The organism is Tardiphaga robiniae (assembly GCF_013359755.1).
Lineage (GTDB): Bacteria > Pseudomonadota > Alphaproteobacteria > Rhizobiales > Xanthobacteraceae > Tardiphaga > Tardiphaga robiniae.
The window spans coordinates 530,127-545,910 of sequence record NZ_JABMCJ010000094.1 but is presented as its reverse complement, the minus strand read 5'-3'; the positions used below and the strand labels follow the sequence as shown (position 1 = coordinate 545,910).

Genomic DNA, 15,784 nt, shown 5'->3' with positions numbered 1-15,784 from the left:
TTTCACGGCACCCGCAATCATCCCTTCGGCAACACTGTCTTGCCATTCCCGCAATGACGTCTTAGCACTCGCGGCAATCAGTAACGGATTGCAAGGGCACTTGAATATGGCAACGCACAAATTGCTGCTTCTCCCCGGCGACGGCATCGGCCCTGAAGTGATGGCCGAGGTGAAGCGCCTGATCGACTGGATCGATGCCCAGGGCATCGCCAAATTCACGATCGAGAACGGCCTGGTTGGCGGCGCCGCCTATGATGCCGACAAGCTCCCTATCACCGATGCCACAATGGCCAAGGCGGATGCAGCCGACGCCATCATCTTCGGCGCCGTCGGCGGTCCGAAGTGGGACAACGTGCCTTATGAGCATCGACCCGAGGCCGGCTTGCTGCGCCTGCGCAAGGATCTCGGCCTGTTCGCCAATCTGCGCCCGGCCGTGTGCTATCCCGCGCTGGCTGAATCATCGAGCCTGAAGCGCGAGGTGGTCGAGGGCCTCGACATCATGATCGTGCGCGAGCTCACTGGTGGCGTCTATTTCGGCGAACCGAAGACCATCACCGATCTCGGCAACGGCCAGAAGCGTGCCGTCGATACGCAGGTCTACGACACCTATGAAATCGAGCGCATCGCACGTGTCGCTTTCGATCTGGCCCGCAAGCGCCAGAACAAGGTGACGTCGATGGAGAAGCGTAACGTCATGAAGTCGGGCGTGCTCTGGAACGAGGTTGTCACCCAGGTGCACGGCCGCGAATACAAGGACGTCACGCTCGAGCATCAGCTCGCCGATTCCGGCGGCATGAATCTCGTGAAGTGGCCAAAGCAGTTCGACGTCATCGTCACCGACAACCTATTCGGCGACATGCTCTCCGACATCGCAGCGATGCTGACCGGCTCATTGGGCATGCTGCCCTCGGCCTCGCTCGGCGAAGTGGACGCCAAGACCAAAAAGCGCAGGGCGATGTATGAGCCGGTGCATGGCTCGGCACCGGATATCGCCGGCAAGGGCATGGCCAACCCGCTGGCCATGATCGCTTCGTTCGGCATGGCGCTGCGCTATTCGCTGGAGATGGGTGAGTTGGCCGACAAGGTCGACCAGGCCATCGCCGCGGTTCTGGCAAAGGGACTACGCACGGCCGATATTAAGTCGGAAGGCGCGACGGTGGTCAGCACATCCGGCATGGGCGAAGCCCTGCTGAAGGAATTGCAGGCGCTGCAGGCTTAAGCGCGCGAAGGCTCAAGCCTCTCGATCTGTCGTCCCCGCGAAGGCGGGGAGGTGGATTCACACTCGAAGTGCAACAGCTGTCGAGCAAAGAGCTCGGCAGGGGTATGCCAGTCAAGGCACTTTCGGGGTGTGCTGTTGTAAGCCAGCACGGCATCGGCAAGATCCTGGGAGGTGAGCGTAGCTAGATCTGTCTTGCGCGGAATCCGGCGGCGCATGCGACCGATGGCATTCTCGACGCCACCTTTCTGCCAACGGGCGTAGGGATCGCAGAAAAACGTCTGGATACCGAGTGCATGCAGGTCTGTGTGGCAGGCGAACTCGGTGCCGTTGTCGAAGGTAATGCTCTGTCGCAGTTCGGGCGGCAGCGGCGCCAGCAGTCGGGTAATCGTTTGCACGACCGGACGGGCGGCCTTGCCGGGTAGACGCACGGCGATCATCAGACGGGATAATCGCTCATGCAAGGTGAGGATGGCCTGCCCGTAGCGCGCGAACATCATCAGATCACCCTCCCAATGGCCGGCGGTGGCGCGGTCCAGGACCTCCTTTGGTCGGTCGGCGATCGGCACCCGGCCCTCTATATGCAGCGCTGACGACCCGCCCTTGCGACCACGGAAGCCTCGCTTGCTCTTGCCGCGCGGCAGATATCGTCGCCAGCTGTAATCCTTGGTGCGCGCGATCTGAGCGTGGATGAAGCGGTAGATACTCTCCGGCGAGATCACCTTGCGGCCATGCTGTAAGGCGAGCACCCCGCAGACCTGTTCTGGGGACCAGCCACGCTGAAGTCCGTCCAGAACCTGAGTGCGGAGCCCAACATCGCGGTCCAACCGAGCGCCCTTCCAGCGCCGCGCCGTTGTCTGGCCCTGCGCGTAAGCGGGTTTGTAGCCGACCTGCACGCCGGCATTGCGCTTCAGCTCCCGGGAGACAGTCGATGGCGCGCGATCCAGAGCTGCCGCGATTTGCCGGATCGAGCGCCCTTCGGCGTAAAGCTGGGCAATCCTGTAGCGGTCATCCAGCGATAGCTGGGCGTAGGTTCCGTCCATCGCAACACCCTAATCTGGTGTTGCACTTCGTTTGAGAACTCAGGGGACCCATAACCACGATGAGCGTGGGTTAAGCGACAGAGTTGCGGCTACAGTGCTTCGATTAGATCTTCGGCGTGTATGGGTCCCCGCCTTCGCGGGGACGACATCGGAGAGACCTTCCCCACGAACAAAAAATGCCCGGCTGAGCCGGGCATTTTCGTATCGATATGTCGCTGCGCTCAGTAGAGCGGGAAGCGCTCGGGATAACCGCCGAGATCCCACTGCGAGTTGAGCGGCTGGCGGTCCAGCGGACGGTTGTTGTTGTCGCGGGCGAAGGAGTAACCGGGCGGATAGGCATAATCAGTGAACTTGCGGTCACCCGGGAGCACTTCGACGCCGGCATCGAGCCAAGAACGACGCGTCACGTAAACGCGGGTGCGGCCCTGCTGATAGGACACGTTCGGGCCGCGCGCGCCATAAACAGCGTCACGGTCAGAAACACGAACCTTCTTCTTGGTGGCGGCATCGGCCGGCGAGACGGCAACGGCGGTCGCGATGACGGCAACCGTCGCGAACAACATGGCGAGAGTTTTCGCGGCGGGGATTTTCAAGGTCATCAGGTCCTCATTGCAGTCAGAAGATCGGCGTTCAAAAGCCGAGTCGGCAAATCCGATTTGCGGTCAATTTAACTGGCCGGGGTATCCGGCCACAAGGTCTATCCGGCCACAGTCGTCGATATAATGCGCGGTGTGGCCGAATGTTGCATGTAATCCAAGGTCTTGGTCCAACCCATCACGAAGAGGTCACAAGCTGCCGCGCAGCAGCGGGTTCTGGGCGCCCGTGACCCAATCGGCTGAAGTGGCCGACAGCGCCGCGCCGCTGATGCAGCCGGCCCGCTTCAAATCTGCCTGGGCAAAGGCCTCCTGCAGCCGGGGTTCATTGCCGGCGGTGAGCAGCACCAGCCGGTTCAGGGTGCAGGCGATCGCCGCCCGCCGCGCCGGCAGGCCGTCTCCCTGGCACGACCAGCCGGAAATCCTGAGATTGGCCACCTCCAGCGTCTTCATGAAGCCGAGGCAGCGCTTGTTGTCTTTCAGCCGGTCGGCAAAGCCCATCAGGGCGACCGGCCCGAACTTGCTGTCGATAATGCCCTCGCCCACCACCTCGCGAACGCCGCCGGGGTCCATGCGGCCCGCAATGTCCGCTGCCGGCGGACCTGCCCGCTCGGCCTCGGCACCAGGGCGATACAATTCCAGCTCGGCCGCCGGGGGCTCCCCGGGCGACGCCCAGCGCAAAACATCCTTGCGGCCGCCTTCGGGGTGCCTCAAAATCTCGTAAGAGGCTGTTTTACCTGATGAATCAAACTGGCTGACGGCAAAAGCGGGATGGGAGCGGCTGGCGACGCTCCAGCCGGCTTTGACCGCCGGTTCGCTGCTGAGGTCAAATTCCAGTCCGTCGAAAACCGTAGCCGCGGCCATGACAACCAGTGCCAGCACCCCCATATAGGCGAGCAGACGCACGGCGATGGCACCGCACTCGTCGGCAAAGCTCTGCAGGGCAGGATGGACACCTGCCGACTTTGGGTGGTGCGAAACCAAAATTGAACGCATCAACACACGCAAACACGCTTAGGACGTTGTCTTTGCGACGTTTCTCGCATAGAAGCGCGGCTCTTCCCTTTCCACGGTATGTGGGGGTGAAGCATATTTCTTCGGAGAGTGAACGATGGGTTACAAAGTCGCGCTGGTCGGAGCGACCGGCAATGTCGGGCGTGAAATGCTCAGCATTCTGGATGAACGTAAATTCCCCGCTGACGAGGTCGTGGCGCTCGCGTCGCGCCGCAGCATGGGCGTTGAGGTTTCCTTCGGCGATAGAACCCTGAAATGCAAAGACCTCGCGACCTATGACTTCAGCGATGTCGACATCTGCCTGATGTCGGCAGGTGGAGCCGTGTCCAAGGAATGGTCGCCGAAGATCGGCGCAGCCGGCGCCGTCGTGATCGACAACTCGTCGACCTGGCGCATGGACCCGGACGTGCCGTTGATCGTACCGGAAGTGAATGCCTCGGCCGTTGATGGCTTCACCAAAAAGAACATCATCGCAAACCCGAACTGTTCGACTGCGCAGCTCGTGGTGGCGCTGAAGCCGCTGCATGACAAGGCGACCATCAAGCGCGTCGTCGTCTCGACCTATCAGTCGGTGTCGGGCGCCGGCAAGGATGCGATGGACGAGTTGTTCTCGCAGACCAAGGCCGTCTACACCAACAGCGAGCTGGTCAATAACAAATTCCCGAAGCGTATCGCCTTCAACGTCATCCCGCAGATCGACGTGTTCATGGAGGACGGCTACACCAAGGAAGAGTGGAAGATGATGATGGAGACCAAGAAGATTCTTGACCCCAAAATCAAAATGTCCGCGACCTGCGTGCGCGTGCCGGTGTTCGTCGGCCACTCGGAAGCGGTCAACATCGAATTCGAGAACCCGATCTCGGAAGATGAAGCCCGCGACATCCTGCGCAATGCGCCAGGCTGCCTCGTGATCGACAAGCGCGAGCCCGGTGGCTACGTCACGCCCTATGAGGCCGCCGGCGAAGACGCCACCTATATCAGCCGCATCCGCACGGATTCGACGGTCGATAACGGTCTGGTTCTTTGGTGCGTGTCGGACAATTTGCGCAAGGGCGCCGCGCTCAACGCCGTGCAGATTGCGGAATGCCTGATCAACCGCAAGCTGATCACGGCGAAAAAGAAGGCCGCGTAAGCGGACCTTCGATCTCCAACCATCAAAAGCCGGATGCTCAGCATCCGGCTTTTTTTGTTTTACGCCACCGGCCGAAACTCTTTCGCGGCCTGATCGAGCACGGACAGCGAGCCGACAGCGACACCGAAGTAAGCGCCGTGCAATTCCAGCTCGCCGCTCTCGACCTTGCTGCTCACGAACGGGAACGTCATCAGGTTTTCCAGACTGCGGAACACCGCGGCCTTCTCGATACGGGTGACGAAATCCTGGAACGCCTCGTGCTCGCGGATCTCGACCTTCTCGTCGGGCTTGATGAACATCGACATCCAGCGGCCGATGAAGTCACCCGGCGACAGCGGCGCCGCATTGTCGACGAAAGCGCGGATGCCGCCGCATTGCGCGTGACCGAGGATGACGATGTGCTTCACCTTCAACACCTGCACCGCATATTCCAGCGCCGCCGAAACGCCATGGGCGCCGCCATCGGGCTGATAGACCGGCACCAGGTTGGCGATGTTGCGCACCACGAACAGTTCGCCGGGCGAAGCATCGAAGATGACCTCCGGCGACACGCGCGAGTCGCAGCAGCCGATCACCATGACTTCCGGCGACTGGCCCTTTTCCGATAATTCGCGGAAGCGCGACTGCTCGGTCGGCAATCGCTCCGACGTAAAGGTCTGGTAGCCGGCAATGAGCTGCTTCGGAAATGATGTCATGGTCTGCCTCGTTCGGAGCATGATCCCGAAAAGTGGATACCGGTTTTCACCGACAAACGGGGTCGTTTGTCGAGAGATCACGCTCAAACATACGGTCCCCACGGATAACCATAGGACGCCAGCGCGAACAAGCCTTCCGGGCGGCGGGCTGAAATGTTATCGCGGATGCCTGAATAACGAACAGGCCATAATCACAGGGAAATGACGCCATGATCCGTCCGCGCCGCAGCCATTTGTTCATGCCCGGCTCGAACCCGCGCGCGCTGGAAAAGGCCCGTACCGTGGCCGCTGACGGCATCATCCTGGACCTTGAAGACGCTGTGGCGCCGGACGCCAAGGGAACCGCGCGTGACGCCATCGCGCAGACGCTCAATGCCGGCGGCTTCGGCAAGCGCGAGGTCATCATCCGCATTAACGCGCTGGATTCGCCATGGTGGATCGACGACGTGACCATGGCCGGCAAGGCCAAGCCCGACGGCATCCTGGTGCCGAAGATTTCCAGCGTCGAGGATCTCGCGGCAGTGGCCGATCGCCTCAGCGACATCGGGGCCGACATGTCGATCAAGGTCTGGGCCATGATCGAGACCTCGCGCGCGATCCTCCATGCAGAGGAACTCGCGGCCGCCTCGCGCGATTCCGAAAATCGCCTGGCCGGATTCGTGTTCGGCCCCAACGATATCGCCCGCGAGACCCGCATCCGCATGATGCCCGGCCGCGCGGCGATGCTGCCGATGATTACCCATTGCGTGCTGGCGACGCGGTTGCATGGTCTCGAAATTCTCGATGGTCCCTACAGCAATTTCAGCGATACCGAGGGTTTCATCGCCGAAGCCGAACAGGGCCGCGACATCGGCTTCGACGGCAAGACGCTGATCCATCCGAGCCAAATCGAGGCCTGCAACAAGGTCTTCACGCCGCCGGACGACGAAGTTGCCCAGGCTCGCCGCATCATCGCCGCTTTCGAACAGCCGGAAAACGCCAAGCGCGGCGCGATCCAACTCGACGGCAAGATGGTCGAGCGGCTGCATGCGGACGTGGCCAAGCGCACAATCGCGATTTCGGACGCGATTGCGGCGATGGGGAGCTAGTACCAGTCAGCAACGACGCGCTTTCTTCACCCTCCCCCTTGCGGGGGGGGTGGCGCGTTGCGAGCGCAGCGAGCAGCGCGACGGGTGGGGGTGCCACAGGCGATGCTCTCACGTGTGGCACCCCCTCCCCGCAAGGGGGGAGGGATACCGCGGGCCGTTGCGCGAAATTTGTAGATTCAAAGGCTGATACTAACGTGCGCCGACCCGCTCCGTCGCCCACGCGTAAAAGCTTCCCGGCACCGGCGCTTCTTTGCCGCGCCCCTTCGGCGAAATATGAAAGCCCAATATTTCGGGATCGCCAACCAGCCGCGCAAAGTCGGACGGCTCGAAGAACAGCGTCGGCTCAGCGTGAATCGCATAATACGACTTCCGCGGCAGCGCGTGATGCTGCGCGCCATGGCGCTTCGCGAGCGCCGTCAGCGATGCCGGGCCGAAGATCGCGACGCGCACATCACTGGCACTCTTCGACCTGTCGCGCCATTTGCGCCATGCGAAAGCGAGGCGATGGCGCAATGACATCCAGTCTGGCGTCAACTCGTCCTGCCTGATCAGCGCCTCGAACGCCGCGACGATCGGATCGTCAGGCGGCAGATACAGCACCGAATTGCCGAGCTGACGTCGCTTCTCCCAGGCGAAATAGGGTTTTGCGGAATCGATCTCGATGGGCTTCAACAGCAGCACATCCGCATCGAGCCAGAGGCCGAGACCTTCGGCCATCAGTCGGATGCGAAAGAAGTCGCTGAACTGCAGCGGGGTCCAGCCAACCCACGCGCCATCGGGAGCTGATGGGCGCAGCCGCTCGGCAAAGGCGCGCGGCAACACGGCTTCCGCATCGGCATTGCTCACACCATCTGGCAGATCGGTGATCGGTGCAAAACTGTAGAGCGTGACGCGGTGGCCGGCCTCGACCTGCGATCTCAGGCACAGCCGGCGCAGCGCATCGAGCGGGCCCTCCCAAAAGGTGACGACGTCAGGAATCACGCGTCACCTTCCGAAGTGAGATCAGGCCCAGGCGCGTGCGGTCTTGAGCTTCTCTTCGTAGCTGTCGATGGAGGCCTTCTTCTCCATCGTCAGGCCGATATCGTCGAGACCGTTGAGCAGGCAATGCTTGCGGAACGGATCGATCTCGAACTTCACCGTGCCGCCATCAGGGCCGCGGATTTCCTGGTTCGGCAGGTCGATGGTGATCGTCGCATTGGCGCCGCGCTCGGCATCGTCGAACAACGCGTCGAGATCCTTCTGCGAGACGCGGATCGGCAGCACGCCGTTCTTGAAGCAATTGTTGTAGAAAATGTCGCCGAACGAGGTCGAAATCACGCAGCGGATGCCGAAATCCAGCAGCGCCCAGGGCGCGTGTTCGCGCGACGAACCGCAGCCGAAATTATCGCCGGCCACCATGATCTTGGCATTGCGATAAGCCGGCTTGTTGAGCACGAAATCCGGGTTCTCGCTGCCTTCATCGAGGTAGCGCGCTTCCGAGAACAGGCCCTTGCCGAGACCGGTACGCTTGATGGTCTTCAGATACTGCTTCGGGATGATCATGTCGGTATCGACATTGATGATCTTCAGCGGTGCCGCGACGCCTTCCAGCGTGGTGAACTTGTCCATGAACGTATCCTCGGATTGAGCGGGCGTTTTAGCCCGATCAGGCGGCCCGTCCAAGGGTGATTTATGCAGGGCTAATCGGCGACGCCAGCCTCGATGGCCTCCATATCGGCGTCCGAGAGCCCGAAATGGTGGCCGATCTCGTGGATCAGCACATGGCGGACGATATGGCCGAGGGTTTCGTCGTGTTCGGCCCAGTAATCCAGGATCGGCCGGCGATACAGCCAGATCATGTTGGGCAACTGCCCCGTATTGTCCTGGCTCTGGAATGGCAGGCCGACACCCTGGAACAGGCCGAGCAGGTCGAATTCGGTCTCGGCCTGCATCTCCTCCAGCACCTCATCCGTCGGGAAATCATCGACCCGGATGATCACGCCCGCGCAGAGCTTGCGGAAATCCTCCGGCAGAAGGGCGAGCATGGCATGGGCCATGTCCTCCATTTCCGCGAGATCGGGAGCTTTTGCCTGGTGCCACATGTTTCCCTGTCTAGCCAATTCCCATGACATGGCAATGCGCCGGTGCAGTGCGTTCACGAGCGGTTGACGGGCGGGCGTCAATCGGAGACTTTGCGGCGGCGTTTGAGGCATGATCCTGTCCGAAAACCGGCATTTACTTTTCGGGATCATACGTATGGCGGTTTGGGGCGTTAAGATGCGGATCATGATGGCGGCACTGGGATTGGCGGTTGCGCTCGGCGCGTTGCCGACGGCGAACACCGCACAGGCGCAGACGGCCACGCAGGTCGCCCAATCCGGCGACAACGTTCAGCCCCGCCGTGCCCGGCCGCGCGTCCGCATCTATGGCACGCCCGATGAGCGCGGCGTTTATCCGAGCTACAATCCCGGCCCGAATGCCGTGCGCGATTGCACCGCCAATCTGGTGCAGGAATATCGCCCGAGCGGCACGGTGATCGTGCCGCGCATGAACTGCTACTGGCGCCGCGGCTGAGCCGACACTTCATACTTTAATTTTGAATGACGTCAGGCCGAAACTTTGCAACTGCGGAGATGGCGGTCGCATGCGCTGACTTTCGTTCCAGCGATGCGTCACAAAACCCTGCGACATATCGCACCGAGCATATTCACATCGCATTCACCTCCTGCGTCCTAGCGTCATGCACATGGGCGATGATCCATTCGTGAAGCTGCATCTCGACATCAACGCAGCAGACTCAGGAGAGAACACGTGAACGTGAAGAAATTTTTCGGCCTCGCCGCCATCGCAGGATTGCTGTTCGTCGCAGCGCCGACGCAGCAGGCAAATGCAGTCTCGCTGAACAGCCCAGGCATCGCATCGTCCGTGCAAGGCGGTGAGCAGCTGACGACTGAGGTGCAGTATCGTCATCACCACAATCGCGGCTATCGCGGGCATCACGGCATGCGGCGTCACCACGGCTGGCATCGTCCGCATCACATCCGCCGCCATCATGGCTGGCACCGGCCGCACCATGTGCGTCGTCACGGCTGGCGCTACTGAGACTCTTTCTAAAGTCCAAACAGGCGTGCGCAAGCGCGCCTGTTTTCTTTGACGAGATGTTGACCGCGTCGGTCTGTCGCGGGAAATCATTGCAGCTATATGCGTTATGGGGTGAAGGCGACGAAAGACGATCGATGGAAAGCGATCGAGGCAAGGAAAAATCATGAAGAACTGGGTAGGCGCAGCCATGCTGGCTGCAACACTTTCACTTGGTGGCGCATTGACCAGCGCCCCCGCAATGGCTGACGCACAGACGCCTCAAAAGGCTGCGGCAGACAACAAGGTAAAGGCCACGGACTTCAGCGCGCAGCGGCGCCATCGTCACTTTCACCACCGCCATCATCACTTCGGCCACCGGCACTACGGGTATCGCAGCTATTACGGCCCGCGTTATGGCTACGGATACGGCTATCGCCCGTACCGCTCATATTACGGCCCCGCCTATTACGGACGTCCCTATGCCTATCGCCCTGCTTACTACGGCGGATACGGCTACCGGCCCTACGGCTATTATGGCGGCTATCGTCCCTATGGCGCCTATGGTTATGGCCCGGGCGTCGGCTTCGGCGGCGGCCCGCTCAGCGTCGGCTTCAGCTTCGGCCGCTGGTAAATTCCAGTAGTACGAGACGACATCGACAGGCGCCCTTTGCGGCGCCTGTTTTTTTGTGCGCGCCGCGCGGCTTCCGCCTGCGTCATTCATGACGCGTTCAGATCGACATCCTTAATTTTCGGTCAAGGCGCGACAACTCACATGACATGACCATGCGCAAACGCACCGTTCGCGCAAGCGAGGACCTGCACTGTCAGGTTTGCGCGATCGATGTCCCATGCGCCGATCGAGGGAGGATGTTTCCGATGAGAGATGTTCAGAATCGACAACCTGTCTTGAATGCCGATCGAGGTTTTGCGATCAGACAATTCATGACGCGCTCACTCGGCGTGGCTGCCGCCGCAGCGATGATGATATCGCTGACGCCATCGGCACGGGCAGTCTCGCTGATCAATCCCGGCGCGGCACCCGCAGCCAAGCAGGCGAGCGACGCGCTGCTCCAGGTCCAGCATCGCGGTGGACGCGGCGGCGGTGGCGGAGGAGGTTTCCGCGGCGGTGGCGGCGGCGGTCACGCCTTTCATGGCGGAGGCGGCGGCGGATTTCGTAGCGGCGGCATGCCGGCGTTTCGTGGTGGAGGTGGCGGCGGAGGCTTCCGAGCCGCAGCGCCGGCATTCCGTGGCGGAGGCGGTTTCCGCCCGGGCCCGGCCTTTGTCGGCGGCGGCTTCCGGCGTGGCCCCGCATTTCATGGCGGCGGCTATCGCTACGCCGCGCCATTGATCGCCCGGCGCCCCTATTATGCGCCGGCACGTTACTACGGCGCGCGCCATTACGGCTATCGCCGCCATTTCCGCCCGCACTTCTACGGCTATGCGCCGAGCTATTATTACGGCCCACGCTACTACCAACCGCGCCGTTTCTGCCGGATCGTCTGGACTTATTACGGCCCACGCAAGATCTGCCGCTATCGCCCCTGGCATCACCGCCACTGGCACCACCGGCGGCATTACCATCGCTTCAACATTTATTGGTGAGATGGGTCGGGTTGACTGAAGCGACTCTCCACACACTCCATCATGGCCGGGCATAGCGCGAAGCGCGGCTTCGCTGGATGTCCCGGCCATCCACGTCTTTGCTTGTTGCCAAGACGTGGATCCGCGGGTCAAGCCCGCGGGTGACGACGGAGCGTAGTGCACGCGCCGGAGCTCACTCCCCGAGCTGAAACGCCTCGAACCGCCCGAGCTCTTCCTCGATGCGGCGCTTCCATTCCTTGCGCGGTGTTTTCGGCTTGGTGCCCTCACCGACCCAGCTCCATTGCTGCATCAGCAATTTGCGCTTCTGCCGATCGGTCTTGAGATCGACCGCTGCAACGATCTGATCATCCACCAGCACCGGCAGTGCGAAGTAGCCGAGCTGGCGTTTTTCTTTCGGCACATAGGCCTCGAAGCGATGGTCATGCCCGAAGAACAAATTGGTCCGCTTGCGCTGGATCACCAGGGGATCGAATGGCGACAGCACATGCACGAGCCCCGCTTCGCCCGGGCTGGTGTCCTCGATCGCCGCGGGCGTCGTCCAGTGCTCCTGCTTGCCGGCGCCATCAAGCGTAACGGCCACTAATTCGCCTTTACGCATACGTGCCTCGATCAGCTTGCGTATGCCGACCTTGCTCGGTGCATCCAGGTGGCAGATCGAGTCCAGACTGACGATGCCCTGCGACCGCAGCGCGCGGTTCAGCAGATAGGCGAATTTCTCCGTAGCGCTCGCCGCTTTCGGCAGCGTCTCCCAGCCGAAATGCCGCAGCAGAAGATCATAGGTCTTCAGCATGCCCTGCCGTTCGGAGATCGTGAGATGCCCCTCATAAAACGCGAGCTGCAGCGCCCGCTTTGACGGCTTGCGGCTGGCCCATTCGTGATCCTTCTCGCGCAGCACATCGTCATCGATATCGCGAATCGACAACGGGCCGGCCTTGGCCAACCGCATGACCTTGCGCTTGTCCGCCGGTGTCACCGAAGCGAACCAGCTATGGCCCTCACGGCGATAATATTTCATGTCCGGCACGAAGAAGCCGATGTCGTCGGTCGGCACATAGGCCAGCGCATGGGTCCAGTATTCGAACACGCTCTTGTCGTGCGTCTGCGCCTGCCTGAGATCCGCGCGTTTGTAGTTCGGGATCCGTGAAAACAGGATGTGATGGTGACTGCGCTCGATCACATTGATGGTGTCGATCTGCACATAGCCGAGATGTTGGACAGCGGCCTTCACGGCCTCCGCGCCATCACCGAACGGCGCCCGCGTATCGAGCCGCTGCGCGCGCAGCCAGATGCGTCGGGCGGCAGAGGCAGTGAAATCTATGGGTTTAGCGCGGAATGTGGGCAAGAGAGACCAGCAATGCACCGTTGAAATTTGTGAAAGAACTAAGTCGCCTTTACTGACCGGATAAGACTAAGTATCGTTCTTATGCCAAGCGACTCTATCCTAGTTGCAACGAGTGTATTGCTAGAGAATTTTTCACTCTCGCAAAGCAGCGATAGCTGCTCTCGACAATAATCAATCATTGGCCCGGCCTTCGGACTCAAGGTAGCGGATTTTCCTTCCATGGCCCGAAGGAACCACTCCAGTCGATTGCGGACAACGGGGAAAACGCCATCGGAGTTGTTTTTATTCAACCCTTCAGCGATATTTTTGTAGATTCCAAATATAGAGCCAAACCCCGATACCGAGGGCTCATCCGCGTTCGCAACCATGTAGAGCGCTAAAGAATAGAGCAGCACATCAGCCTCGACATAAACTTGCCGGTCACCTTCGCTTCTGAGATTTTCCGTCATTATCCGTGTTTGCTCGCGGTTCTCATCAGCCGCCCGCTTCATCTCGTCTTTCTGGAGTTCGAAGACCTCGCGTGTATTCCTCAACTCCTCGCGCGTAAGCATCAACTCTTCCCGCTGCAGCCTAAGCTCGCGGCTTTGAAGGATCACAGCGATCACCACGCCTGCGAAGGCGAGGGGCGCAAAAATGCCAGAAACTACTTGGCCGATATTTCCAAGATTCTGTAGCCAAGCACTCGTCTCGGACGGCGCAAAAAGAAAGGACGCCAACGCGGCGCCCAATCCAATCACGAGTACTGCTATCCCAACGCGAGTGAACCAGCCCCTTTTTGGTCCCTCGGCATCGTCGATCGTCATGATCAGTGCCACTCCCTGATATCGACGAAGTGCCCCGCGATCGCAGCCGCAGCCGCCATCGCCGGCGACACCAGATGGGTACGGCCCTTGTGGCCCTGACGACCCTCGAAGTTGCGGTTCGAGGTGGCGGCGCAGCGTTCTTCCGGCGCCAGCTTGTCGGGGTTCATCGCCAAGCACATGGAGCAGCCCGGCTCGCGCCATTCGAAGCCGGCCTTCAGGAATATCTTGTCGAGACCTTCGGCTTCCGCCTGTTCCTTCACCAGACCCGAGCCCGGCACGATCATCGCCGAGACATGACCATTGACGGTCTTGCCGTCGACGACCTTGGCCGCGGCGCGCAAGTCCTCGATGCGGCCATTGGTGCAGGAGCCGATGAACACACGATCCAGCTTGATGTCGGTGATCTTGGTGCCTGCCGTCAGGCCCATATAGGCCAGCGCGCGCTCCTTGGAGAGACGCTTTGCTTCATCAGCGATGTCAGCGGGATTCGGCACCTTGCCGGTGATCGAGATGACGTCCTCGGGCGAGGTACCCCAGGTGACGATGGGCGGCAGCTTCGCCGCATCGAGACGGATCTCGTGATCGAAATGCGCGCCTTCGTCGGAGCGCAGTGTTTCCCAGTAGCGCACGGCCTGTTCCCACATCTCGCCTTTCGGCGACATCGGGCGACCTTTCAGGAATTCATAGGCCTTCTCGTCAGGTGCGATCAGGCCGGCACGGGCGCCGCCTTCGATCGACATGTTGCAGACCGTCATGCGGCCTTCCATCGACAGCGCACGAATCGCCTCGCCGGCATATTCCAGCACATAGCCGGTGCCGCCGGCGGTGCCGATCTCGCCGATGATGGCCAGGATGATGTCCTTGCCGGTGACGCCGTCAGGCAATTTGCCGTCGACGGTAGCGCGCATGTTCTTCGCCTTCTTCTGGATCAGCGTCTGCGTCGCCAGCACGTGCTCGACTTCCGACGTGCCAATGCCATGCGCCAGCGCGCCGAATGCGCCGTGCGTCGAGGTGTGGCTGTCACCGCAAACGATCGTCGTGCCCGGCAGCGTAAAACCCTGCTCGGGACCGATGACGTGGACGATGCCCTGGCGCTTGTCGAACTCGTTGTAATATTCGATGCCGAACTCGCGCACGTTCTCGGCCAAAGTCGCGATCTGCTCGGTCGATTCCGGATCGGGATTGGGCTTGGTGCGATCGGTGGTCGGCACGTTGTGATCGACGACCGCGAGCGTCTTCTCCGGCGCATGCACACGGCGGCCGGCGGCGCGCAGGCCTTCGAATGCCTGCGGGCTCGTCACTTCGTGCACCAGATGGCGATCGATATAGAGCAGGCAGGTGCCGTCGGCGGCTTCCTCGACCAGATGGTCGTTCCAGATCTTGTCGTACAGGGTGGTCGGCTTTGCAGAATCAGTCATGAGATCAGGCCTCGAAAGAAAACGTGGGCCAGTTGCGTGCTGCTAAACGATTGCCGCATCGGCGGCGCAAAGCGCGCAACTGAGAAACGGGAAAAGAAACGCGTGAGATTGCTCACGCGCTTCTAAGCGCGCCCACGATCGACGTGGTGAAGCGACCGAAGAAGCGACCGGGCAGCCGACTATGATCGTCGATGACGATACGCAAAGCGTGCTGGTGCAGGTCTAGAAACATTCCAGTCATATAGCACTCAGCGATCACGACGCCAATGCGACGGAGGTATGCAGTCTTCACGTAACAAAAAAGCGCGGCTTGCGCCGCGCTTTTCGCCTCGCACATTCGATGGTGCGGAAAATTACTTGGCAGCAGCCGTAGCAGCGACCTTGGCCGGACGCTCGGTCTTCTTCTCGACGATGCGGGCCGACTTGCCGCGCAGATCGCGCAGGTAATACAGCTTGGCGCGACGCACCTTGCCGCGACGCACAACCTTGATCGAGTCGATCATCGGGGAGAGCAGCGGGAACACGCGCTCGACACCCTCGCCGTAGGAAATCTTGCGAACGGTGAAGCTCTCATTGATGCCACCGCCATTGCGGCCGATGCAGACGCCTTCATAGGCCTGCACGCGGGAGCGCTCGCCTTCGACAACTTTCACGTTGACGATGAGGGTGTCGCCGGGACCGAATTCCGGGATCGACTTGGTGGCGGAAAGGCGGTCGAACTGCTCTTTTTCAAGCGTCTGAATCAGGTTCATCGAAAATCTCCATCAGCGGCGCGCCC

General features: G+C 61.0%; 18 protein-coding genes. 7 read left to right on the top strand and 11 right to left on the bottom strand.

From position 1 onward, the window contains the following. Positions 1-106 precede the first annotated feature (106 nt). Entirely contained in the window at positions 107-1,219 is a 1,113-nt protein-coding gene (gene leuB, locus HP556_RS28920; protein WP_175369452.1) for a 3-isopropylmalate dehydrogenase, read from the top strand. Here the strand turns inward: leuB and HP556_RS28915 are convergent. The 3 genes from HP556_RS28915 to HP556_RS28905 form a co-directional block, all read right to left on the bottom strand. Then, the gene (locus HP556_RS28915; RefSeq protein ID WP_175369451.1) at positions 1,216-2,259 is read right to left on the bottom strand and encodes an IS30 family transposase; all 1,044 of its coding nucleotides are present in this window, start codon (positions 2,257-2,259) and stop codon (positions 1,216-1,218) included. The genes leuB and HP556_RS28915 overlap by 4 nt on opposite strands. A 221-nt stretch (positions 2,260-2,480) precedes the next feature. Continuing rightward, positions 2,481-2,858 carry a hypothetical protein gene (locus tag HP556_RS28910; RefSeq protein WP_175369450.1) on the bottom strand — a complete coding sequence of 126 codons (378 nt, stop codon included), beginning with the start codon at positions 2,856-2,858 and terminating at the stop codon, positions 2,481-2,483. Between the two features lie 186 nt (positions 2,859-3,044). Further along, positions 3,045-3,848, bottom strand: a complete 804-nt coding sequence (locus HP556_RS28905; RefSeq protein ID WP_093757922.1) for a hypothetical protein — start codon at positions 3,846-3,848, stop codon at positions 3,045-3,047. Between the two features lie 115 nt (positions 3,849-3,963). Between HP556_RS28905 and HP556_RS28900 the strand changes: the two genes are divergently transcribed. Then, positions 3,964-4,998 carry an aspartate-semialdehyde dehydrogenase gene (locus tag HP556_RS28900; protein ID WP_068737914.1) on the top strand — a complete coding sequence of 345 codons (1,035 nt, stop codon included), beginning with the start codon at positions 3,964-3,966 and terminating at the stop codon, positions 4,996-4,998. A 59-nt stretch (positions 4,999-5,057) separates the two neighbouring features. Here the strand turns inward: HP556_RS28900 and HP556_RS28895 are convergent, their stop codons facing one another. Then, on the bottom strand, positions 5,058-5,693 hold the full coding sequence (locus HP556_RS28895; RefSeq protein WP_068737916.1) for a carbonic anhydrase: 636 nt from the start codon (positions 5,691-5,693) through the stop codon (positions 5,058-5,060). Positions 5,694-5,902: 209 nt separating this feature from the next. Here HP556_RS28895 and HP556_RS28890 point away from each other — a divergent pair, with 209 nt between their 5' ends. Further along, entirely contained in the window at positions 5,903-6,781 is an 879-nt protein-coding gene (locus HP556_RS28890; RefSeq protein WP_175369449.1) for an HpcH/HpaI aldolase/citrate lyase family protein, read from the top strand. A gap of 189 nt (positions 6,782-6,970) precedes the next feature. Here the strand turns inward: HP556_RS28890 and HP556_RS28885 are convergent, their stop codons facing one another. The 3 genes from HP556_RS28885 to HP556_RS28875 form a co-directional block, all read right to left on the bottom strand. After that, positions 6,971-7,762, bottom strand: coding sequence for a glycosyltransferase family 32 protein (locus tag HP556_RS28885; RefSeq protein WP_175369448.1), 792 nt, complete (start codon positions 7,760-7,762; stop codon positions 6,971-6,973). Between the two features lie 21 nt (positions 7,763-7,783). After that, complete coding sequence (leuD, locus tag HP556_RS28880; RefSeq protein ID WP_175369447.1) at positions 7,784-8,389, bottom strand: 3-isopropylmalate dehydratase small subunit; 606 nt, start codon at positions 8,387-8,389, stop codon at positions 7,784-7,786. 71 nt (positions 8,390-8,460) lie between these two features. Beyond that, positions 8,461-8,862 carry a metallopeptidase family protein gene (locus HP556_RS28875; protein ID WP_089266478.1) on the bottom strand — a complete coding sequence of 134 codons (402 nt, stop codon included), beginning with the start codon at positions 8,860-8,862 and terminating at the stop codon, positions 8,461-8,463. 154 nt (positions 8,863-9,016) lie between these two features. Here HP556_RS28875 and HP556_RS28870 point away from each other — a divergent pair, with 154 nt between their 5' ends. The 4 genes from HP556_RS28870 (at position 9,017) to HP556_RS28855 (ending at position 11,443) form a co-directional block, all read left to right on the top strand. Next, complete coding sequence (locus HP556_RS28870) at positions 9,017-9,334, top strand: hypothetical protein (protein ID WP_246297929.1); 318 nt, start codon at positions 9,017-9,019, stop codon at positions 9,332-9,334. Positions 9,335-9,571: 237 nt separating this feature from the next. Continuing rightward, a complete protein-coding gene (locus HP556_RS28865) occupies positions 9,572-9,862 on the top strand; it encodes a hypothetical protein (protein ID WP_175369446.1) in 291 nt (96 codons plus the stop codon). 163 nt (positions 9,863-10,025) lie between these two features. Beyond that, positions 10,026-10,472: a hypothetical protein gene (locus tag HP556_RS28860; RefSeq protein ID WP_175369445.1), complete on the top strand. Its 447-nt coding sequence runs from the start codon at positions 10,026-10,028 to the stop codon at positions 10,470-10,472. 311 nt (positions 10,473-10,783) lie between these two features. After that, positions 10,784-11,443 (top strand): hypothetical protein, encoded by a 660-nt coding sequence (locus HP556_RS28855; protein ID WP_175369148.1) that lies wholly within the window; start codon positions 10,784-10,786, stop codon positions 11,441-11,443. A gap of 172 nt (positions 11,444-11,615) precedes the next feature. Here HP556_RS28855 and HP556_RS28850 read toward each other — a convergent pair whose 3' ends face one another. The 4 genes from HP556_RS28850 to rplS all read right to left on the bottom strand — a co-directional run bounded on the left by HP556_RS28850 (position 11,616) and on the right by rplS (position 15,758). Further along, positions 11,616-12,785, bottom strand: coding sequence for a winged helix-turn-helix domain-containing protein (locus HP556_RS28850; protein ID WP_175369444.1), 1,170 nt, complete (start codon positions 12,783-12,785; stop codon positions 11,616-11,618). A gap of 38 nt (positions 12,786-12,823) precedes the next feature. Then, entirely contained in the window at positions 12,824-13,588 is a 765-nt protein-coding gene (locus HP556_RS28845) for a hypothetical protein (protein ID WP_175369443.1), read from the bottom strand. 2 nt (positions 13,589-13,590) lie between these two features. Beyond that, positions 13,591-15,006, bottom strand: coding sequence for a 3-isopropylmalate dehydratase large subunit (gene leuC, locus HP556_RS28840; RefSeq protein WP_175369442.1), 1,416 nt, complete (start codon positions 15,004-15,006; stop codon positions 13,591-13,593). A gap of 353 nt (positions 15,007-15,359) precedes the next feature. Further along, positions 15,360-15,758 carry a 50S ribosomal protein L19 gene (gene rplS / locus HP556_RS28835; protein WP_175369441.1) on the bottom strand — a complete coding sequence of 133 codons (399 nt, stop codon included), beginning with the start codon at positions 15,756-15,758 and terminating at the stop codon, positions 15,360-15,362. Positions 15,759-15,784 lie beyond the last annotated feature (26 nt).